Annotated in this window: 18 protein-coding genes; 11 read left to right on the forward strand and 7 right to left on the reverse strand. The window is 37.2% G+C overall.

What is annotated here, in order from left to right:
• A complete protein-coding gene (locus BMW64_RS04725; protein WP_089998802.1) occupies window positions 1-1119 on the reverse strand; it encodes an XdhC family protein in 1119 nt (372 codons plus the stop codon).
• A gap of 251 nt (window positions 1120-1370) precedes the next feature.
• Between BMW64_RS04725 and BMW64_RS04730 the strand changes: the two genes are divergently transcribed.
• From BMW64_RS04730 to BMW64_RS04755, 6 genes are all read left to right on the forward strand, one after another.
• The gene (locus tag BMW64_RS04730) at window positions 1371-1964 is read left to right on the forward strand and encodes a (2Fe-2S)-binding protein (protein WP_089998804.1); all 594 of its coding nucleotides are present in this window, start codon (window positions 1371-1373) and stop codon (window positions 1962-1964) included.
• Window positions 1961-2938 carry an FAD binding domain-containing protein gene (locus tag BMW64_RS04735; RefSeq protein ID WP_089998806.1) on the forward strand — a complete coding sequence of 326 codons (978 nt, stop codon included), beginning with the start codon at window positions 1961-1963 and terminating at the stop codon, window positions 2936-2938. The genes BMW64_RS04730 and BMW64_RS04735 overlap by 4 nt, the downstream gene beginning before the upstream one ends.
• A 28-nt stretch (window positions 2939-2966) precedes the next feature.
• Entirely contained in the window at window positions 2967-5192 is a 2226-nt protein-coding gene (locus BMW64_RS04740; RefSeq protein ID WP_089998808.1) for a xanthine dehydrogenase family protein molybdopterin-binding subunit, read from the forward strand.
• 202 nt (window positions 5193-5394) lie between these two features.
• The gene (locus BMW64_RS04745; RefSeq protein ID WP_089998810.1) at window positions 5395-5877 is read left to right on the forward strand and encodes a (2Fe-2S)-binding protein; all 483 of its coding nucleotides are present in this window, start codon (window positions 5395-5397) and stop codon (window positions 5875-5877) included.
• On the forward strand, window positions 5870-6889 hold the full coding sequence (locus BMW64_RS04750; protein WP_089998812.1) for an FAD binding domain-containing protein: 1020 nt from the start codon (window positions 5870-5872) through the stop codon (window positions 6887-6889). The genes BMW64_RS04745 and BMW64_RS04750 overlap by 8 nt, the downstream gene beginning before the upstream one ends.
• A gap of 27 nt (window positions 6890-6916) precedes the next feature.
• Window positions 6917-9154, forward strand: coding sequence for a xanthine dehydrogenase family protein molybdopterin-binding subunit (locus BMW64_RS04755; RefSeq protein ID WP_089998814.1), 2238 nt, complete (start codon window positions 6917-6919; stop codon window positions 9152-9154).
• Window positions 9155-9273: 119 nt separating this feature from the next.
• Here BMW64_RS04755 and BMW64_RS04760 read toward each other — a convergent pair whose 3' ends face one another.
• Entirely contained in the window at window positions 9274-10221 is a 948-nt protein-coding gene (locus BMW64_RS04760) for a beta-1,6-N-acetylglucosaminyltransferase (RefSeq protein ID WP_089998816.1), read from the reverse strand.
• A gap of 382 nt (window positions 10222-10603) precedes the next feature.
• Between BMW64_RS04760 and BMW64_RS04765 the strand changes: the two genes are divergently transcribed.
• The 4 genes from BMW64_RS04765 to BMW64_RS04780 all read left to right on the forward strand — a co-directional run bounded on the left by BMW64_RS04765 (window position 10604) and on the right by BMW64_RS04780 (window position 13802).
• Window positions 10604-11719 carry a DEAD/DEAH box helicase gene (locus BMW64_RS04765; protein ID WP_089999262.1) on the forward strand — a complete coding sequence of 372 codons (1116 nt, stop codon included), beginning with the start codon at window positions 10604-10606 and terminating at the stop codon, window positions 11717-11719.
• 52 nt (window positions 11720-11771) lie between these two features.
• Window positions 11772-11966, forward strand: a complete 195-nt coding sequence (locus tag BMW64_RS04770; RefSeq protein WP_089998818.1) for a cold-shock protein — start codon at window positions 11772-11774, stop codon at window positions 11964-11966.
• Window positions 11967-12189: 223 nt separating this feature from the next.
• Entirely contained in the window at window positions 12190-12648 is a 459-nt protein-coding gene (locus BMW64_RS04775) for a MaoC family dehydratase (protein WP_089998819.1), read from the forward strand.
• A 56-nt stretch (window positions 12649-12704) separates the two neighbouring features.
• The gene (locus tag BMW64_RS04780) at window positions 12705-13802 is read left to right on the forward strand and encodes a calcium:cation antiporter (protein ID WP_089998821.1); all 1098 of its coding nucleotides are present in this window, start codon (window positions 12705-12707) and stop codon (window positions 13800-13802) included.
• 92 nt (window positions 13803-13894) lie between these two features.
• On the opposite strand, the gene BMW64_RS04785 is transcribed toward BMW64_RS04780, so the two are convergent.
• Window positions 13895-14743: a transporter gene (locus BMW64_RS04785; protein WP_228400837.1), complete on the reverse strand. Its 849-nt coding sequence runs from the start codon at window positions 14741-14743 to the stop codon at window positions 13895-13897.
• Between the two features lie 142 nt (window positions 14744-14885).
• On the opposite strand from BMW64_RS04785, the gene BMW64_RS04790 reads away from it, so the two are divergent.
• Window positions 14886-15581, forward strand: a complete 696-nt coding sequence (locus tag BMW64_RS04790) for a DUF1826 domain-containing protein (RefSeq protein WP_089998823.1) — start codon at window positions 14886-14888, stop codon at window positions 15579-15581.
• 118 nt (window positions 15582-15699) lie between these two features.
• Here the strand turns inward: BMW64_RS04790 and BMW64_RS04795 are convergent, their stop codons facing one another.
• The 4 genes from BMW64_RS04795 to BMW64_RS04810 all read right to left on the reverse strand — a co-directional run bounded on the left by BMW64_RS04795 (window position 15700) and on the right by BMW64_RS04810 (window position 20010).
• Window positions 15700-16221, reverse strand: coding sequence for a DUF1440 domain-containing protein (locus BMW64_RS04795; protein WP_089998825.1), 522 nt, complete (start codon window positions 16219-16221; stop codon window positions 15700-15702).
• Window positions 16222-16523: 302 nt separating this feature from the next.
• Window positions 16524-18248, reverse strand: coding sequence for an FAD/NAD(P)-binding protein (locus BMW64_RS04800; protein WP_089998827.1), 1725 nt, complete (start codon window positions 18246-18248; stop codon window positions 16524-16526).
• A gap of 179 nt (window positions 18249-18427) precedes the next feature.
• Window positions 18428-19558, reverse strand: coding sequence for a serine hydrolase domain-containing protein (locus tag BMW64_RS04805; protein ID WP_089998828.1), 1131 nt, complete (start codon window positions 19556-19558; stop codon window positions 18428-18430).
• Between the two features lie 173 nt (window positions 19559-19731).
• Complete coding sequence (locus BMW64_RS04810; RefSeq protein WP_089998829.1) at window positions 19732-20010, reverse strand: hypothetical protein; 279 nt, start codon at window positions 20008-20010, stop codon at window positions 19732-19734.
• Window positions 20011-20108: the final 98 nt, after the last annotated feature.

Genomic DNA, 20108 nt, shown 5'->3' on the forward strand with positions numbered 1-20108 from the left:
TTATATACTGAGAATATCAGTATGTATTTTTTCCGGTTTATCCCGTAATGATAAACCCTTTTTCTGGCTCAAGACCGCTTTGATCTCTGCAATTACTGAAATGGCAATTTCTTCCGAAGTTTCAGCACCAATATCTATTCCAACAGGACCATAAAGTTTATTTAATTCTTTTTCACCGATATCAATTCCTGAACTTTTAAGATCATCCATCATTCTGTTGAACCTGGTTTTAGGCCCCAATAATCCTATATATTGCACGGGCTTATGGATGATGAGTTTCAGCAAAGCAAGGTCATAATTATAATTGTGGGTCATCATAACAAAAACCGTAGACTCATCAATTTCGATTGCTTTAATGATTTCTTCCGGTGTGGCAAGCAATACTTCATCTGCGAGAGGAAATCTCTTTTTCAGAGCGTGCGTTGATCTTCCGTCTGCAATTACTGTTTTCCAGCCTAAAATGGAAGCGGTGTCTACCAGAGGTTTAACGTCGTTTCCGGCTCCTGCAATGATTAGCGTTGTTTGTGGAGGAATGTATTGCAGCAAAATTTCATTTGATGAAAGTCTGGTCAGTATATTTTGTTTTTTTTCTAAAACTTCTGAAGAAAAATTCAGCAGTTCTCTTTCTGAAATAGAACTTGAATCCGACAAAACAGTATTTTGATTTCGTACCAATCCAACGGTTCCGGCCTGTTTGCTTCTTTTTTCCAGTGAAAATAAGGTGGTGATGACAGATTCATTCCTGTTTTCAATTGTTTTCTCTAAAAGAGAGATCGGATTTTGAGAGGAATTTTCATCAATGTATTCAAAAAGAATATGTACGATTCCGTTGCATCCCAACTGGACACCAAATTCCACATCATCGGGATTACTGGTGTCGTAAGTGATAAGCTTGTTGTTTTTCTGATGGATTGCAAGTAATGCCTTTCTTAAAGCATCTCCCTCTAAACATCCGCCACTGATGGCACCGGTGAGTTGTCCGTCTTCGGTAACCAGCATTCGTGCTCCGGCCTGCCTGTAAGAAGAACCTTCAACCTTTACAACTGTTGCGAGAGCTGTTTTTAACCCATTAATCTGCGCTTGTTTATAAGCTTTTACAATATCATTGATCTCTTTCATCAGAAAACATTTTTATGGATTAATAATTGTTTTTTAATTTTAAGTATGATTTTTGTTGAATTAAAATCATTAAAAAGTTATTATCTATTCAAATTTACATAAATAATATCTGTTTTTTTCGCATCTTTAATCGAAAACAGTAATATTGGTATATAAAACTGTAATTTGTATCATCGATTTGTAATTTTATTTATTGATATTTGTTAGAACCATATCCGTATACAATTATATTGATTTAAAAAAATATTTTTATGGAATTAAAAGGACAATACAGTAGGAGAAACTTCCTCAAGGTTTCGGGATTACTGGCTGGTTTTATGGCTATTCCGTCGTCGGTAAAAGCTTTCTATCAGGACGTAAAGCAATATCTTGTTCCCAAGAAAAATGTATCGAGGCTTACCTTATCCATTAATAAAAAAAGTCATACCCTCTATGTTGACACCCGTACTACCTTGCTTGACCTTTTAAGGGAACAGCTTAATCTTACAGGATCAAAAAAAGGTTGTGACCACGGTCAGTGTGGCGCCTGTACCATACACATTGACGGTGAAAGAGCATTGGGCTGCCTTACATTGGCAGCGATGGCCCAAGGAAAAGAGATTACAACGATTGAAGGTTTGGCAAATGGTGATGAGCTTCATCCAATGCAGAAAGCTTTTGTGGAATGCGACGGCTTTCAGTGTGGATATTGCACGCCAGGTCAGATTATGTCTGCTGTTGCCTGTGTAAATGAAGGCCATACAGGTTCTGTGGAAGAGATTAAAGAATATATGAGCGGTAATCTTTGCCGTTGCGGAGCGTATAACGGTATTGTTCAGTCCATTCAAAAAGTTGCAGCCCGATGAGACCATTTAATTTTGAAAAAGTAAAATCTACAGCTGAAGCTTCTTCAATGAAATCAGCAGTCGGTCAGTATATCGCAGGCGGAACGAACCTGGTAGATCTGATGAAAAAAAATATTACTCAGCCGGAAACCCTGATTGATGTAACAATAGCGTTGTCTAATACGGTAAATCATCAAAATAACATATTACAGATTGGAGCAATGGCTAGCAACAGTAAAATAGCAAATAATAAAGATGTTGTTGAAAAATTTCCTCTTATTTCAAAAGCTATTTTAGCCGGAGCATCGCCTCAGATCAGAAATATGGCGAGCTCAGCAGGAAATTTGATGCAGCGTACAAGGTGTCCTTATTTTTATGATATCACAACACCTTGCAACAAAAGAAAACCCAACAGCGGTTGCAGTGCGCTTCATGGAGCGAACCGAATGAGTGCCGTTGCAGGATATAATGATCAGTGTGTAGCTGTACATCCTTCCGATTTCTGTGTTGCTCTGGCAGCTCTTGATGCAACTGTAATAGCACAGACAAAAGATCAGAAAGAAGTTAAAATACCATTCAAAGATTTTCATAAATTACCGGAGAACACACCTTGGCTCGATAATAATTTGCCACAGGACGCTGTTATTACCAGTATCGAAATTCCGGATAATGCTTTTGAAAAACATTCTGCCTACGTAAAAGTAAGAGACCGGACCTCATATGCATTTGCATTGGTTTCGGTTGCCGCAGCACTGGATCTTGACGGAAAAACAATAAAAAATGCACGTTTGGCATCAGGAGGAGTGGCACACAAGCCATGGCGTTGGTTTGAAGTGGAAAAATTTCTGAATGGCAAACGCGCTACAACAGATGTTTTTGAGGCGGCAGCAAGATTGGCAACCAAAGATTTGAAGCCCTTATCTGAAAACGGCTATAAGATTCCAATGCTTCAGGGAGCTATGGTAACAGCACTGCAAAGTTGTGTAAATCAATAAGGTTAGGATATATTAAAAAGTAACAATTATGGGATTACTCGAATTACTGAAAATTAAATCCAAAAGACCCGAAGGACGTGTTGAAGGAGTCGAAAAAGTAACCGGAAGCGGTAAATATGCTGCTGAATATGAAGTGAAAAATATGTGTTATGCCGTGTTGGTAAACAGTACAGTGCCTTCCGGTAAAATACAATCGATATTGATTGATAAAGCTAAGGCGGTAGAAGGTGTTATTGATGTGATCACACATTTACACAAGCCTTCGGTTCCTGGTTTGGCGACTGAAGAAAAAATTAAAGAAGCAAAATTCGGATTACCGATTTTTCATACTGATAAAATATTTTTTAAAGGTCAGCCTGTTGCAATGGTCATTGCAGAGACACTGGAAGACGCAACTTTCGCAGCTTCATTGGTAGAAGCTGAATATCAGAAAGATAATTTTAATGTCGATTTTGATTCTGCAAAAGAATCCGTTGCTTTAAAAGCAGAAGGGAAAGAAAGAGGAAGCTTTGACAGTTGGCAAAATTTACCTTTTATTATAGATCAGCAATACAATATTAAGGCTGATGTGCACAACCCAATGGAAATGCATGCCACAATCGCGCATTGGACTGGGAATGATACGTTGCGTCTTTATGACAAAAACCAAGGCGTAAACAATGTTCAGAAAACGTTTGCCAAATTATTTGAACTTCCTGAAAAAAATATAGAAGTATTCAGTGAATTTGTAGGCGGTGGTTTCGGTTCCGGATTAAGGGTCTGGCCTCACGTTTTGGCTTCAGTTATGGCAGCAAAGCAGGCTGGGCGCCCTGTAAAACTCATGCTTACCCGACCGCAGATGTTTGCGGCTACCGGATACAGACCAGCTTCCTGGCAGAGAGTCAAAATAGGATCTGATCAGTCTGGGAATTTTTTAGGAATTCTACATCAGGCAAAGAATGAGACATCTGTTTATGAAAACTTTAACGACGGTATTACCCGCGTTACAAGATTAATCTATAAGTTTCCCAATTTAAAAACAGAAGCAGCAAATGTCCCTTTAAATTTAAGTACACCAACCTGGATGCGAGGCCCGGGCGACTGTACCGGAGTATTCGCTTTAGAGTCGGCAATCGATGAATTGTCTTATAAACTTAAAATGGATCCCGTTGAATTAAGGTTAAAGAATATCTCACTGGAAAAACATCCCGATTCAAATCTGCCATGGTCTACTCATTTTCTTGATGAAGGATTAAAAAAAGGTGCTAAAATGATTGGATGGAATGCCAGAAAATCAACTCCTGCTACCGTCACTGATGGAGATTGGTACATTGGCTACGGAATGGCTGTCGGAATGTGGAATGCAGGAAGGAGAGAAGCAAAAGCAGCGATTGTCATGCGTAAAGACGGAAATATTGTTGTACAGACCGCTATGACCGATATTGGAACCGGAACCGGAACCGGAATGCAGAATATTGCCCACGAAATTACCGGAATTCCAAAAGATAAAATCAGCATAGAACTGGGAAATTCAGCGCTGCCTCCTGCACCAAGTCAGGGTGGAAGTACAGGGCTGTCTTCCGTGAGTGGAGCCGTGTATGATGCAAGCAATCAGCTAAAACAGAAGCTGGCAGAATATGCATCGTCGGTTAACCAAGGCTTTAAAGGAGCTGTTCTGGAAAATATTCTTCTGTCGGATAAAGGCATCAGTTTAAAAAATAATTCAAAAGTTTTTGTTTCTTACGAAGAATTGTTTGAAACGAATAATCTTACCGAAGTACGTCTTGAAGTAGCATCAAAGCCGGGAAGTGAGCGTGAAAAATTTGCCTTCTGTTCATCTGCGGCACATTTTTGTAAAGTGCGTGTCAATAAGCGAACCGGAAAAGTGAAAATAGAAAAGCTGGCAGTCGTGGGAGATGGCGGAAAAATCATCAACACGCAGGCTGCAGCAAATCAGATGTCAGGAGCTGCGGTTGGCGGAATCGGTATGGCTTTAATGGAAGAAAATCAGATCGATGCAAAATTAGGTACACTCATCGGTAATGATCTGGCAGGATATCACTTTGCCGTAAATGCTGATGCACCTATTATTGAGGTTGAATTTATTAATAAACCGGACCCGAATATCAATCCGTCAGGTGCCAAAGGTTTGGGAGAAGTGGGAATTATTGGTACGGCACCGGCAATAGCAAACGCAATTTATAATGCTATCGGTGTACGGATGAGAGATTTACCGATTACCCCCGATAAAATATTAATGGCATTATCACACTAAGTAACATTTTCAACTATTACAATCATAAAATATTCTGTATCGAAATGGTACGGAATATTTTTTTATTCATTAATGACCTGATATTCTTATTTAGATTGAATACATTTAAAATCATTTCAGTACGTAATATACCACACATGACCTGTTTTCATGAATAACGGTTTCCTTTTTGTATCATAACCGATAACCAAATTACAGATTTATGTCAAATACTGGAAAACAATCTATTACACTGAAAGTAAATGGAAAGGAACACCATCTGGATGTACTTCCCTGGGTTTCACTTCTTGATGCTCTACGTGAAAATCTGCATTTTACAGGAACAAAAAAAGGCTGCGATCATGGCCAGTGCGGAGCATGTACGGTTTTGATCGACGGAAAGAGAGTTTTGAGCTGTCTTAGTCTCTGTGTAATGAAAACTGATGCGGAAATTACAACGATAGAGGGCATTTCCGAAGGTGAAAGCCTGCATCCTGTTCAGCAGGCTTTTATCGATCACGACGCTTTTCAATGCGGATACTGCACTCCGGGACAGATCTGCAGTGCCATAGGATTATTAAATGAAAATAAAGCAAAAACCCGTGAAGAAGTTCAGGAATTGATGAGTGGTAATCTTTGCCGATGTGGGGCGAATAAAGGAATAATTAACGCTGTACTATCAGTAAAACAAGGTATCTATGAATAATTTTTCCTATACAAAAGCATACAGTGTTGATGAAGCAGTTTCATTGACAAATGTAAATGAAGATAACAAATTCATTGCCGGCGGTACCAATATTATCGATCTGATGAAGTATTTTGTTACTGAAGCAGAAACCTTAATCGATATTAATAAAATTGAGGGAAAACGTGATATTGTCGGACTCGATAACGGAGGAATTTTAATCGGAGCCTTAATGACCAACGCCGACACGGCATATCATCCACTCATTGAAGAAAAATATCCGCTGCTTTCAAAAGCAATTCTGGCAGGAGCTTCGGCACAGATCAGAAATATGGCGACTAATGGCGGAAATCTGTTACAGCGCACAAGATGTTATTATTTTTACGATATCCACACACCCTGTAATAAAAGAACTCCTGGATCAGGATGTTCAGCAATCAAAGGATACAACCGTATTCACGCCATTTTAGGGCACAGTGAAAATTGTATTGCTGTTTTTCCTTCGGATATGTGTGTAGCATTGGCTGCTTTGGCTGCAATCGTCCATATATCGGGACTAGACGGAGATCGGACGTTAGCATTTTCCGATTTTCACAGGCTTCCGGGTGATACTCCGAACATAGACAATAATCTGAAAAAAGGAGAAGTAATCACCGGAATTGAGCTGCCCGGAAATGGATTTTCCAAAAATTATTCTTATCTGAAATTGAGAGACCGAAGTTCTTATGCATTTGCCCTCGTTTCGGTTGCAACAGGTCTGGAACTTGAAGATGGATTAATTAAAGAAGCAAGAATTGCGCTGGGCGGCGTTTCGCACAAACCCTGGCGTGTACAAGAAGCTGAAGAATTTTTAAAGGGCAAAAAAGCTGATGCAGAAAATTTTGCGGCTGCAGCAGATATTATTTTACAGGGAGCAGCAGGTTTTGAACATAACGGCTTTAAAATTAAGCTGGCTAAAAAAGCGATCGTGAGAAATTGTATGATGGCGCTCGACCCAAGCTCTCAGAGACCGGGGGCAAAACCTTCTTTATAATTTATTGTTAATGCTAATTAAAATTTTATGAAAAATACACCATCTGTCGGACAACCCATAAGTCGTCTGGAAGGTCATCTGAAGGTCACAGGAAAGGCAAAATATGCCGCGGAATATGATGCTCCCGATTTATTGTACGGATATATCGTGAACAGTACGATCACAAAAGGTAAAATTAAAACCATCGATACATCAGAAATAAAGAAAATGGAAGGCGTTGTTGAGGTTTTTACCCACGATAACAGACCTTCGACTGCCTGGTTTGATTTTCAGTATGCTGATATGGATGCTCCTCCGGGAATTGTTTTTAAACCGCTTAAAGATAATGAGATTAAATACAATGGTCAGCCAATTGCTTTGGTCGTTGCAGAAACCTTTGAAATAGCGCGTTATGCTGCAGCAAAAATAAAAGTCATTTACGAAGAGGATAATTTTCAAACAGATATGAAAACGAATCTTGATAAGGCGAGAGATCCTAAAAAAGGTTTAGCCTCGCTCCTGAAACCGCCTCCGCCAAAACCTACCGGTGATTTTGAAAAAGAATATAAGAATTCGTTTGTAAAAACAGACAGTCACTTCAGTCACGGAACCGAGCATCACAATCCCATGGAAATGTATGCTTCCACCGTAATTTACGAAGGAAAAGATAAGCTAATCATCTTTGATAAAACCCAGGGAACCATCAATTCCCAAATGTATGTTGCCAATGTTTTCGGGCTTAAAATGAAAAATGTGCAGGTGATTTCACCATTCGTTGGTGGTGGTTTTGGTTCGGGCCTTCGTCCGCAACAGCAGCTTTTTATGGCAGTAATGGCATCGTTGTCTTTAAAACGAAATGTTCGTGTAACCCTTGATCGTGCGCAGATGTACATGATCGGACACAGACCACCGACGTTGCAGCATACGAGATTTGGTGCTGATAAAGATGGTAAAGTAAATGCCATTTATCACAAAGCAGTTGGTGAAACTTCGCGTTTTGAAGACTATGTGGAAATTGTTGTCAATTGGGCGAATATGCTGTATCCGGCAGAAAATACGTTACTGGAACATCAGCTTATTCCATTAGATGTTTACAGCCCGCTTGATATGAGGGCGCCCGGAGGAAGCACCGGAATGCATGCTGTCGAAGTAACGATGGATGAAATTGCTTACAAATTAAATATAGATCCGCTAGACTTGAGGCTTATCAACTATTCTGAGATTGATAAAAGCAGCGATAAGGAATATTCCAGTAAAGAGCTCAGAAAATGTTATCTGGAAGGTGCAGAAAAATTTGGATGGAATCAGAGAAATCCAGAACCCCGAAGCATGAAGCGAGGAAATAAGCTGGTCGGCTATGGAATGGCTACCGGAATTTGGGATGCCAATCGTATTTTGGGACGCGCAGAAGCGATCATGACTGCTGATGGAAAAGTTGAAATAAAAAGTGCCGTGACTGATATCGGAACTGGCACGAAGACGGTTATGACGCAGATTGCAGCCGATGAACTGGGACTTCCGATGGAAGATATTACATTTTCATATGCTGACAGTAAGATGCCGTTTGCTCCTATTCAGGGTGGGTCGTTTACTACAGCAACCGTTGGACCTGCCGTACAAAACGCCTGTCAGGCTTTAAATAAAAAACTTTTCAAAAAAGCCAGAGAATTGAAGGGATCAGCTTTAAAAAATTTCAAGTTTAAGGATGTCGTTTTTAAAAATGGATTTATTTTAGTTAAAGATCAACCAGAGATACAACTGGATGTCAAAGAAATATTCAAAGTTAATGATGAAGAATCAATAAGAACAACCAATTCTGCGATGCCTAATCCTTTAACCTTCGGAAAGAAAGCAAGAGCCGTTCATAGTGCAGTCTTCGTTGAGGTAGAAGTAGATGAAGAACTTGGGGTTATTGAAGTGAAAAGGGCTGTTACAGCCGTGGCAGCCGGTAAAATTATTAATCCTAAAACAGCAGAAAGTCAAGTTTTGGGAGGAATGATCTGGGGAATCAGCAAGGCCTTGCATGAAGAAACAATACTCGATCATCAATTTGGAAGATATATGAATGCCAATCTTGGAGAATATCATATTCCTGTGCATGCCGATATTCACGATCTTAATGTGATTTTTGTGGAAGAAAATGATTCTTTCGTGAATGATTTAGGCGTTAAAGGAGTCGGTGAAATTGGTGGGGTAGGAATGCCTCCTGCTATTACAAATGCCATTTTTCACGCTACAGGAAAAAGAATTTATGACCTTCCTATCCATTTTGACAGGTTAATTTAGTTAATAAAATTAACTGGCAGACGCAACAGATATAGGTCTATCAATAATAAAAAATAATAATGTTATGATATAGTTGTTGGAAAAATCCAATAGCTATATTTTTTTATATTTGATGTTTGTTAATTATTATCCCGATCATCACGTTTTAGTTCTCTTTCAATTTCATCAACTTCGGCTAAAGGGAGATCATAACTTTCGTTTATATAGTTAAGAATATTTTCGTTGGTCTTAGCATTAATTTTTCTTATAAAGAGCTGGTTTTTAACTTTTAATGATCTGATTAGATGATTGTTGTACAGGTTCTTATTAAAAAATGTTTTTTCAATAAATGCTCTTTTATCATCGTTTACAATGATATCTTTAAAGATCGTATTCATCAGAACAGTCTGAAAGAATGACTCGGCGGGTAGAAGAGTATGCAGATAATAATCTTCAAAATCGATAACCCTTTTGTTATTGATCAGGAACATGCATGTTTCTCGGGTGAAAATAAACCATTTGCCACCGATATAAGGCGTTACACCTTCCATGAATTCTCTTTTGTAGATTAATGACGAGATTTTATGGGTCAGTTCCGTAAAATGATTCTGTATTCTCTGGAGCGTATCAGGCCTGTAAAATTTTTGATCATAATAAAAAAGGTAATTTTTACCGTTATTGATAGTAAGGAACTGGCGGATAATATGTTGTGATTTTAGAGGGTAATCTTCGCCACTTAGATTGATAAAATAATCCCAGTCTTTGCTTACATTCAACAGATATTCCATAGCGTTAAGCTCTGCCTGGATCATACTAAATCCTCCCGAGACAATATTCATGCTCTCTAAAATATATGCATTGGGAAATTGTGTAAGATATAGCTGGATTTCTTCGGTTACTTCCGCTTTTGCTTTCCGATCTATATGAATAAGATAAAACTGATCGCGCGCGTAGATTTTGCTGAACATTGCTTTAAAGATCTCCGGCTTATGATGTACCATTATAAAGTAAGCAATTCGTATAGATGGAGATTGAAGGGTGTCTGATGTTTGTGATTGTGGCTTTGGCGTAGCAGCAAGAGCTTGCATAAGATTGGAGTTTTAAAATCATCCGCACTTTGCAAATAATTTGGTTAATCTGCGTAATGTACGAATATTATTTTGATAATCAGTTATTTATATTGTGGTATTACTAAATTGTTTTAACGTAGCTTTGCATTGCATTTATAAAACAGGTTCCTGCTTTGCTATTCTGCAATAATTAAAATCATATTTTTATCATTCAGTTTGCTTTTTCAGCTGCCCGATTGTCAACTTATCTTATTAAAATAAAAGCTTCAACTTATAAGCTATCCAAATTTTAAAAGAAAAGTTTTGTGAGTTAAACATAGGGAATGAATACAATTCCTATGAGTACAATTAATTCTTTTGAAAATGTATTTTCCGTAAAGTGTCGGGAACTGCAAAAAATATGATAAGTTTCAAAAATTTAAAATTAATCAATCCGATTATCCGTGCCATTACGGAAGCCGGGTATTCTAAGCCAACCGAAATACAGAATTTTGTAATACCAACTATTTTAGAAGGTAAAGATCTCCTGGCATCTGCCCCGAAAGGAAGCGGAAAAAAATCGGCCTTCACGGTACCCATACTTCAGCTATTGAAAAGAAATCCAAGCGAGCATACAAACATCCGGGTTCTGGTACTTGCTTCTACAGACCGTTCGGCCATAGAAATCGAAGAAAAAATCAATCAGTCGAGCAAGTATCTGACTTTGCTGCATCTTCGTATTAACGACCAGGAATCAACAGAAAGTCAGCTTGCGGCCTTTAGAAAGAGGGTAGATGTGCTGGTAGCAACTCCCGAAAGATTACTGGAGATCATTCATAAAAGACCAATTAATTTTTCTAAACTGGAAATTCTGGTTCTGTATGATGCAGATAAAATGCTTGAAAAAGTACTTATAAGCCGGGTAAAAGATGTTCAGAAACTAATTCCTAAAAATATACAGACCTTGGTTTTCTGCACAGAGCCTTCAGCTTATGTGAGGAAATATGTATCGGTTTTCCTCAGAAATCCTGTTGAGATTGCCATACACGAAAGATCGGTAGAGATGGATAATATTTCGCAGTGTGTATATTTTGTTGAGAAAAGAGATAAATCCGGATTGCTAATCGATTTACTGAAAAGCAATAAGATGAAATGCTCCATGGTTTTTACCCATAGCAAATATATTGCTGATGAACTGGTGCAAGATCTCGAAAAAGCAGGAATCAGCAAAGGATCGATACATGGAAACAGAACTCAGACTGCTAAAAACGGCGTATTGGATGATTTCAGGAATGGAAAAATCCAGATTTTGATCACCACGGATATAGCCGCAAAAGGCGTTGATTTGGATCAGCTGTTACATATCGTGAATTATGATCTTCCCGATATTCCTCAGACTTATGTTCAGAGAATTGAAAGAATAAGAAAATTCGGAAATGGAGGGTCATTAATTTCATTCTGTACGGCAGACGAGCATATCGATCTGAAGAATATTCAGAGTCTGATTGGTTTTACAATGCCCGTCGGAACAATATAAAATAAAGCTGTAAAATTTACAGATTATCCTATACAATTTAACAATAATTACAATGCAACAAGGCACAGTAAAGTTTTTCAACGAAGCAAAAGGCTTCGGATTTATTTCTCCTGCAGATGGGAGTAAAGATATTTTTGTACATTCTTCAGGATTGACGATGAGGTCTCTTCGTGAAAATGACAAAGTAAATTTCGATATCCAACAGGGAGACAGAGGTTTGAATGCTGTCAATGTAAGGCTGGTATAACTACCGGAAAGACCATTGATTTTACATATGGCAAAACTTTTTATTATTAACACCACTATTGTCTCACTAAATATTATACTTGACTGTTTTAATATATTGTTTGAATGAATATTGATGCAAACTACATCGTTTTCCATGTTCATCAGCCTCTTGCTTAAGTGAGAGGTTTAATAATTTAAACACTTTAAATTTATTATTAAAGTTTAATTAAATACTTACTAAAATGATCATTATCAATAATTTTAATGAATACAAATTGCTGGAAGGCTCTATGGTTGGTACCTCTTTGTGGCACACCATAGATCAGGATCAGATCAACCGTTTTGCAGATGCAACGCTGGACCACCAGTGGATCCATACTGATGAAAAAAGAGCTGCGGAGGAAAGCCCTTATCGATCTACAATAGCTCACGGATATTTAACGCTTTCCCTGATTCCCTATCTCTGGAAACAGATTGCAGAAGTCAGAAATATAACCATGGAAATCAATTACGGAATAGAAAATTTCAGATTTGGGCAGCCCGTAAAAGTTAATGATCAGGTATGTCTGCAGGCAACTATAAGATCTGTTAATGACCTTAAAGGAACAGTGAAAGTAGTGGTCGGAGCCAGGCTTCTTATTAAAGATCAGTCAAAACCCGCATACACAGGAGACGTATTATTTCTTTATCATTTTGCATGAGATAATATCCTTTATTGCATGACTCAGAAAGAAATCAAATCAAATGATTACAATTAATGATTAAAAAAAAATATTTAATGATGTGGACTATAGTAGTCCCAATTTTTGCATGGATTTTTTATTTTGCAAATGCTGTGTTCTCTTCGGGTTATTATTCCGTAATTCTTGCCGTCTTACTTTTAGGAAGTGTTCTTACTGCTGTATATCACTCAGAAGTTATTGCCCAAAGATTGGGGGAGCCTTTCGGGACACTGCTCCTTGCATTTGCGATTACCGTTATAGAAGTAGGATTAATCATCAGTATTATGATGGGGGCAAAAGGTCTTGAAACGGTTACTTTGGCAAGAGATACTGTCTTTGCAGCTGTAATGATTATTCTTACCGGTATTATCGGGAGTTGTATTGTTACAGGATCGATCAGATACAGAGAGCAGACTTTTACATTACAGGGTGTAAGTACAGCTTTAATAACACTTACAGCCGTAGTGGCTTTTGTACTTATCCTGCCCAATTATACCATTAGTCACTCTGGTGGCGAATACACTTCTTTTCAGCTTATTTTTATTGCGTTGATCTCACTGGCACTTTATCTTGGATTTACAATGGTGCAAACGATAAGACACCGGAGCTTCTTTATATCTCCGCAAAACAAACTTCTGGCTGGACAGAAGGATCAGAAAGATATTGATGAACCTTCATGGAAACAGGTATATATTAGCTGTTTTATGCTCATATTATGCTTAGGGATTGTAGTTTTGATGGCAAAACTGCTTTCAAAAGATGTTGAGCATATCGTTATTTCGCTTGGCGCACCAAAATCTATAGTAGGTGTCATTATTGCAGGTATAGTTCTTTTACCTGAAGGGCTGGCAGCTCTTAGGGCCGCAAAAAACGATCAGATTCAGACTTCTCTGAATCTCGCTTTTGGTTCTGCGTTGGCGAGTATTGGATTAAGTATTCCCGCAATTGCCATTATATCAGTTATTTCAGGGATACGAATGACATTAGGCATTGATATAAAATCGACATTACTTCTTGGACTTTCCTTATTCATCATCACCGTATCACTGGCAACCGGTAAAACCAATATTATGCAGGGTGTCGTTCTAGTCGGTATTTTTTTAATTTATCTTTTTATTACCGTATTTCCCTGACTAAATCTGGCTAAAGATCAGATAATGAAATAGATATAAGGACTTCTCAGCATATTAAATAATCCTCATATGTAAAGGTTTTGGACCTTCAATCAATGCAGATATGAAAAGCCGACAAAGTAATGTTTTTCTGCATTATGCTGAAGTCCATAATTGAGTCCGGCATCAACTTTAAAGTTTTTAACCACTTCCATTTGAATTGCTGCATTAATATAATTTGAAAACTGATGAGCTTTAAAATCATACGTATAATAGGTTTCAGCGATACCATCAATACTTTTTGTCAAAGGATGACTGATCGTAAGAGTCTGTAGAAATTCGGTATGCATTTCCGGTTGATCCTGATCTTTTAATTTATCAACTTCTACCTGAAATCCTAAATTCCAGTCACCAGCAAATTTATAAAGCATCGGTACAATCAGACCGTATTCCAGGCGACTTTCATGATCATATTGTGAAGTCGGAAATTTAATATAAGGCAAAACCGCCATTACAAAATTTCCCTTATCGTTTCCGATGAGATTTTGTTTTATCCTAAAATTGATATCTCCAAAACCATCGGTATGCGAAATATTTCCGGAACTCTTTTCAGTCTCTTTCTGGACGCCATAAGTCTGAAATCCGATCTGCATAGCGGTTGATCCAGTAATTCCAATTTTGATATTCCCCTGATTGATCAGCAGTGTACGGGTTTGTGTTAATTCCGAATTTTCTTTCCTCAGCCTGAGCAGATCCGTTTCGTACTGAATATGACCGGCATCAACAGTATAAGGCGATTCAGTGACATCAGGACGGTCTGTCTCCATTTCCCGCATCATCGATTTAGGAACAGGATTAAATAGAGAATATTTTTTTGGCAATTCCTGTTGGGCATTGAACAGATTTGAAATAAAGAATACAGGAGCAATGAATTTCAGCATGCTATAATAATGATGTGTCATCGATTTTTTTCGAAACAGTACAAAATGTGTACTAATATTTTAAAAAAAATAAAATGTGGTATTGAAAGTGCTTCAATCGAATCTCAATAAAGTTATGGTAAATGTTTATTTTTGTATGCAGTTGAAACAACGTTTATTTATTATGAATTACATTTCGTCGGAAAGTCATTATGGGATCGTCTCTTCTTTTTCAGATCTTGTTTCTGTAGGTTTTCAGGGGAATGTGAATGCTGTTTGTTGGCAGAGAGAACTTGACGTTGATTTTCATGAAATTGTAGGTAAGCTTATCTTAAAAGAAAATATCACAGAGATTTTTATTGATGATCTTATGAAACTTGATTTATCTGAAAGGGGAAATTCGGCAAGAGAAATCATAATCCGTGATATGCAGATGTTGTCAGAGTTTGGAGCAGCACCTTCACTTAATCTTTTAAAAAGCTACGACAGGGACGAAGAATTCGATTTTATTTCAACTGATGTTTATTCATATCACGTCGACCGTTCACCTGTAGCTACAGATACTTTTCTATGTACCTATTTTGGTGCAGCCAGTGATTTTTTACCAAATGACCAATGTGTACAGAAGATTATGATCCCTGAAATCCGGGAAAAACTTCGGACATTATGCGATGGTGATGATGAAGAATTTGAAACTTTCCTGAAAGGCAATTATTTTGATCTGCACTATCTGCCTAAGCCTGGTGCCACACCTGTTAATCTAGGAAATGGTCATCTTTGGAGACTGGCGGTTGATCATCCCGATCAAAAAGTTTTACCTTGTATTCACCGGGCGCCACAGGAGAAAGAAGGAGAGTACAGGCTTCTGTTAATTTGTTAAATTATTTGAATCTGCGGTATTCACAACAATACTTTCATATATCCATCGTAGGAGGCTGAAAAATTCTCTGGCCATAATATATGATTTGTTGTTTAAATTAAATTATTAAGTTTAGAAATTAAAAAAGCATATTTAGGCATTTTCTTGTCTGTTCCATGCTTACGCCAAAAATAATATGGGAACCAAATTCCCATACCCACCATGATGTCGGCATCTCAGAGACTTTTCCCTGCAGTTTCAGGGTAGGAACAATAGAACCATGTGTCAATGCCCATACCGTAATACCTGCTCCTATGCCTTCACCTATTGTAAAACGTTTATTATTATTGGCCAGCATCACATAACTCACACCAATCAATATTCCCAATGTGTAGTGGATGGATTTCATAGATTTTAAGGTGTCATGATAAGAAAGTTCTTTTCCGGTAATGGAAGTATACATCTCTTTGGCTAAAATTGCCGGCGGCATATTTTCCGGCTGGCGGGTTACATCTGCACCACGTAATTTCAGTTCATCCGGTTTTGGTGGAAATTGTTTTTCTCCCAACTTTTGCAGGGGTGGCTCTACCAGTGATTTAATTAATGAAGCCAACAATCCTACAGCAATTCCTTTTATAATCGTATTTGTGGTTGTATTCATCTGTAAAATTTAAATTAATTCATTTTATTATTACGTTGAAGCTTTATCAATAAAAGTGATATTTTAATGATCTCCTAAATGACAAAGGTTTTATTTTTTACCGCTCAATTTTTGTGCATTAACGATAATGATGAACTTCTTTCTCCTCGATAACGTTAGGTAGCAGTGCATTCAGATTTTCAACTGATTATATGATGTCACTACAAACAATAATCAAATGATCTCATATCAACAATTCATATATCATTAAATGAATGATTTTAATGATAACAAACACTTTAAATCCTATTTAGATCTTACGATTACGAAACTACTTTATCAGCAATTACATCCGGTTTTAAAGATATAGCCACTCTTTTTCCGGCAGTATCGCAAAAATCCAGACCGGAATAATCGGGGTTTAGCCCTGCAATAAATGGAACAGACATGATAAAAAGATTTTCCGTGGCTTTTCCGTAATAATCGAGTGCCTGAAAGTAATCATTAATATTTAATCCGTCAACACGGAGATAATAATTTTCATCGTCCATTCTGAGAATTTTTCTGCTGTCTTCCTCAAACTGAACCTGCCCGATATGACTATCTTTAAATTTTAAATAACCTGAACTGATGAAACCTTCTTCACGTAGGCTTCTGAAAGGAATATCATTGAAATTGACCGGCTGCTGGCCAATAGCGTCAATGTACATTTTGTAGTGATCAGATTTTTGATCACCTGTATGAGAGTCAGTGTAATGATACACAATGCCTTCATCACTTGGCTCTACAGAGCTGTCATCGCTTACACTTACGAGGCTGATCAATCCCTTATTATACAGTGCAATGATTTCTTTGTATGAAGATTGGGGCAGGGAAGCAATAATCACAGAAATTAATGGGAGTAATGTTTTCCGCATTCTGAGCATATCTTCAGCAGAAAAATGTTTGGCAGGATAATTTATAGCATAGCTGAATGCTGAAAGTGTTTCTTTCCAGGCAATCGTCTGATGTCTTTCTATTGATTTCTGGGCTTCATAATATTCAGCTTTAAAAAGTTCAAAACTATCGAGTTCTTCACGTATACTAAGCATTTTTTTTACAAAATCTTCAATACTTAGATCTTTGATTTCGTTATAAAATTTTTCATTTTTCTTACGTAGCGGCTGTTTAAAATTACGTTCAAATACATAATCCAGATCTACAAAACCGCCGTTGTTTTTTTTATAGTCGTAAATTTCTTCCTGCGACATGATCCATCCCTCTGAAAAAGCACTTCCTTCCGAATGAAAACGTAATGCAGGCAGATAACCTCTTTTTGAAAATAAAGTAAGTGAAAAATTCCTGCTTTCTTCATTTAAAGTATAAACAGTTTCATCATCTTTTTCACTGAATTTTCCATTAAGTCTTGCCAGTGTTTTGATAGCGTCAACTGCAGTGAGAGAAGTTCCGCGTATGGCAATCGGGTAATTTGTAGGACCGGAGAATTTGGAAGGGGGGTAAGGAGAATCATACCAGCCGTTTATAGATCCTTCATTTTTTTTAGGCCAGTGATGACCTGTACATATTATTGTTGCAGAACAGTCGTAAATTTCATTCTTGTCAGTAATTATTTCAAAAAAGTCACCTTTTTTGCGAATGTCCGTAACTGTTGTTTCTGTGTGTATTTTTACATGAACACCCATTTTGCCGGCACTTTTCAGAAGTAGTTTAAATTGTTCCTCAAGATAATCGCCTAATATAAGCCGTGGAATTACCTTATACTCATTGATATTGTGATAATCGGAAAAATCAGGATGATTAGGGTAGGGTTTTCTTTTGATAAAAGATGAAAAATTCTCTGGCAATTCAGGAAGCTCGTTAGCTGAAACATTAGCTACATGTTCAACATCAGCGCCTTCACGGCTGTAAGGCATTCCCGCTCCAAGTCTTGTCCCTTTTTCAAAGATATACAATGTATTAGGATATATATTTTCGGAGATTAAATGTTTTACAACAAATAATGCTGCAGGTCCGCCTCCAACAATTCCGATACTGTCGATTTTTTCCATATCTATACTTCTGTTTGCAGTGATTTCATTGCACCATCAGGCCGGTAATTATAAATGTTTTGAACCGGTTTATGATTGCAGTCATGATGTATCTTCAAAGCGTATGCCAGTACCTGGGTATACTGCTAAGTGTGGTATCTATTGGCAATAAGAAATTAACTGATTTTTTGTGAAATACATTATATGATTTTAGCAAATTCTTCTGCAAAAAGTTTTACCTGCAGAGGTCTTTTCTTCTCGTCTACATCAAGTCTGTTGTAAAAACCGGTTTTTACGATCACCATTTTCTTTTCCGGAATCATAATGATAAACTGCCCTAAAAATCCGTAGAAAAAACGGTATTTCAGTTGACTTTCATCATCTGCCCATATCGTAAAGCAGAATGCATCGTTTATTTTTGTGGGGGCCAGCATTCTTTCGCAGTAATCCCGGCTGATCAGCTGTTTTCCTTTCCATTCCCCGTTTTGCATAATAAGCTGCCCCAATTTTGCAAAATCACGTGGAGTTGCATGAATACAACAGAAAGCTTTTTCAACCCCTTTTTTATCGATACTCCATTTTGCAGGAGATTCCATGCCAAGGGGCTTCCATATTTTTTCTGAAAGGTAGGTGGCAAGATCTTTTTGTGTGGCTTTTCTTAACGCCAATCCTAAAAGCTGAGCCGCAACACTTTGATATTCGTAATTTTGACCGGGCATTTCTTTACATTCAATTTCAAAAGCCTGTTTTGCAAGATCATCAACGAAATATTGTTTTGAATTTTCCGAGAAAGGGTGGTGATATTCTTCTTTCCAATCCAATCCCGCCTGCATCGTCATCAGATGATAAAGAGTGAGGTGCTTTCCATATCGACTTTTTTTATATTTAGGAAAAATTGACGACAAAAGCTGGTTTTCAGATTGCAAATAACCATCATCAATAGCGCATCCTACCAATATGGAAAGAACACCTTTTGCCATTGAAAAAGAATTCATTAATGAAGAAGAATTATGATTTTTCCAATATTCTTCATAAAAAATCTTCTGATCACGAATAACAACAAGAGACGATGCACGTGTTTTTTTTAATTCTTTTAAAATTGCTTCGGAAAGTTCAATTGAATTATAATCCGGCGCTTTTTTCCATAGTTCAGGATTTGAGTTAGCAATGCTACGTGATGAAAATTTATCCACATCATCGCTTGAAGGTGTCACAGGTCCCTTTTTTATATTCAATGCAAAAGCTTTAAATATAAAATTATATCCCGAAAGATAAATGACCGCTACTAATGCTGAGGTTGTGACTACAAATGCAGATAAAATTTTCTTCATAAATATAAAGTGAATACAATCCGTTGATTTACTGTACAGATAACTTTTTATCTTTATTCAAAGGTTATGCCGTCACTTTATTAATTATAAATTTAAGTAGATATAAGGCTGAAATGTATAAAATTGGTACTATGAATAGATTTATTGAATGTTTAAGCAATAATCGATTATTATTAAGCTATAATTTTTTCAATGTTGGATCTGGCAATTTGTAATGCTTCTTCAGCATCCTCAAAAAGGACTTTCATAGATATTTGAAACCCATTCATCATAAAGTAGGTGACTTTATTTTCTGTATCAAAACTCAGGAAAGTTATCTGATTAGCGTTAATAATTAAAGGATATCCTAAAACCTTTGCACCATCAATAGAATTTGGTTTACTGATTTTGATGATATTTGAGGCTTTAATGTAGATTAGCCCCTCTTTTGTGGTTTTAATGGTATAAGGCACCGGGTGTATTTTTTTTGCTAAAGTACTAAAACATCAGATAAAATGTAGATAATGTGGTATCTAGTGTATATTAAAAACTGTTCAAAAATAATGCTTTA

This window comes from Chryseobacterium taichungense (genome assembly GCF_900109935.1).
GTDB lineage: Bacteria > Bacteroidota > Bacteroidia > Flavobacteriales > Weeksellaceae > Chryseobacterium > Chryseobacterium taichungense.

Excerpts from the sequence above, each read along its gene's own strand:
- BMW64_RS04745 (WP_089998810.1), top strand. The coding sequence starts at position 5,395 with ATGTCAAATACTGGAAAACAATCTATTACACTGAAAGTAAATGGAAAG.
- BMW64_RS04770 (WP_089998818.1), top strand. The coding sequence starts at position 11,772 with ATGCAACAAGGCACAGTAAAGTTTTTCAACGAAGCAAAAGGCTTCGGA.
- BMW64_RS04805 (WP_089998828.1), bottom strand. The coding sequence starts at position 19,558 with ATGAAGAAAATTTTATCTGCATTTGTAGTCACAACCTCAGCATTAGTA.
- BMW64_RS04760 (WP_089998816.1), bottom strand. The coding sequence starts at position 10,221 with ATGCAAGCTCTTGCTGCTACGCCAAAGCCACAATCACAAACATCAGAC.
- BMW64_RS04785 (WP_228400837.1), bottom strand. The coding sequence starts at position 14,743 with ATGACACATCATTATTATAGCATGCTGAAATTCATTGCTCCTGTATTC.
- BMW64_RS04775 (WP_089998819.1), top strand. The coding sequence starts at position 12,190 with ATGATCATTATCAATAATTTTAATGAATACAAATTGCTGGAAGGCTCT.
- BMW64_RS04730 (WP_089998804.1), top strand. The coding sequence starts at position 1,371 with ATGGAATTAAAAGGACAATACAGTAGGAGAAACTTCCTCAAGGTTTCG.
- BMW64_RS04780 (WP_089998821.1), top strand. The coding sequence starts at position 12,705 with ATGATTAAAAAAAAATATTTAATGATGTGGACTATAGTAGTCCCAATT.
- BMW64_RS04790 (WP_089998823.1), top strand. The coding sequence starts at position 14,886 with ATGAATTACATTTCGTCGGAAAGTCATTATGGGATCGTCTCTTCTTTT.
- BMW64_RS04795 (WP_089998825.1), bottom strand. The coding sequence starts at position 16,221 with ATGAATACAACCACAAATACGATTATAAAAGGAATTGCTGTAGGATTG.
- BMW64_RS04725 (WP_089998802.1), bottom strand. The coding sequence starts at position 1,119 with ATGAAAGAGATCAATGATATTGTAAAAGCTTATAAACAAGCGCAGATT.
- BMW64_RS04750 (WP_089998812.1), top strand. The coding sequence starts at position 5,870 with ATGAATAATTTTTCCTATACAAAAGCATACAGTGTTGATGAAGCAGTT.
- BMW64_RS04755 (WP_089998814.1), top strand. The coding sequence starts at position 6,917 with ATGAAAAATACACCATCTGTCGGACAACCCATAAGTCGTCTGGAAGGT.
- BMW64_RS04740 (WP_089998808.1), top strand. The coding sequence starts at position 2,967 with ATGGGATTACTCGAATTACTGAAAATTAAATCCAAAAGACCCGAAGGA.
- BMW64_RS04765 (WP_089999262.1), top strand. The coding sequence starts at position 10,604 with ATGATAAGTTTCAAAAATTTAAAATTAATCAATCCGATTATCCGTGCC.
- BMW64_RS04800 (WP_089998827.1), bottom strand. The coding sequence starts at position 18,248 with ATGGAAAAAATCGACAGTATCGGAATTGTTGGAGGCGGACCTGCAGCA.
- BMW64_RS04735 (WP_089998806.1), top strand. The coding sequence starts at position 1,961 with ATGAGACCATTTAATTTTGAAAAAGTAAAATCTACAGCTGAAGCTTCT.